Source organism: Mucilaginibacter sp. P2_A5 (genome assembly GCF_056404995.1).
In genome coordinates, this window is record NZ_JBFUCY010000082.1 from 1 (window position 1) to 967 (window position 967).

1 protein-coding gene is annotated in these 967 nt (G+C 45.9%); it reads left to right on the forward strand.

Annotation, left to right across the window (positions count from 1 at the left end; genetic code table 11):
* The coding region (locus AC1DXF_RS29435; protein ID WP_477452249.1) for a helix-turn-helix domain-containing protein at positions 1 to 905 on the forward strand (905 nt) is incomplete at its 5' end.
* Between the last annotated feature and the right edge of the window lie 62 nt (positions 906 to 967).

Below are 967 nucleotides of genomic sequence, written 5' to 3' on the forward strand. Positions count from 1 at the left end.
AATATTTTTTGATCATGCAGCATTTTAAAAACTTGGCCGATATGCACCGTTTCAACGGCTTTGCCCCGCCCGAGAACCCGCTCATCAGCGTACAAAGGTGCGTACACACCTGTTCGTTCGGCAACAGGGAGTTTACATCCGATTTTTATATGATTGGGTTTAAAAAACTGAAGTCGGGCGTTATTATGTACGGCCGCACCCGGTACGATCATGATAACGGCAGCATGATGTTTGTAAAACCCCGCCAGATCATGGAATTTAACGGCGTTGAATATGAAGACGATGCCTTTGTCATCTTCATCCACGAGGATTTTCTGAACGGTCATATTTTGCATACCGAGATCAATAAATACGCCTTTTTTGATTACGAGGCCAACGAGGCCCTGCACCTTTCGCCRCAGGAAGARCAAACCATGTGGGACCTGTATTATAAAATAGATGCCGAATACCGCAACAATACCGATGAGTACAGCCGCGACATTATGCTTACACACATTGATTCGATGCTCAAATATTCGCAACGGTTTTACAAGCGCCAGTTTATAAACCGGCGCGAGCTTTCGGGCAAAACGATATCGAAATTTAATGATGCTTTGGCTGGCTATTTCAAAAACGGTTTATTGGCTACCCAGGGCTTGCCCACGGTAAGTATGCTGGCATCGCGCCTCAACCTATCGCCCCGTTACCTGAGCGACCTGCTGAAACAGGAAACCGGCAAAACCGCCATCGACCTGATCCATATTTACCTGGTAAACGAAGCCAAGAACCGCCTCACGGGCGATAACCAAAGCGTATCTGAAATAGCCTACCAGCTCGGGTTTGAAAACCTGCCCTATTTTTCAAGGCTTTTTAAAAAGGAAACGGGTATTAGCCCTAACCAGTTTAAAAAACAGCTGGTTAACTGAGATTGTTAAACTTGGAGTATCCATGTGCCTATAGTTATTATAGCGAAACTGTCCCCGCGGGG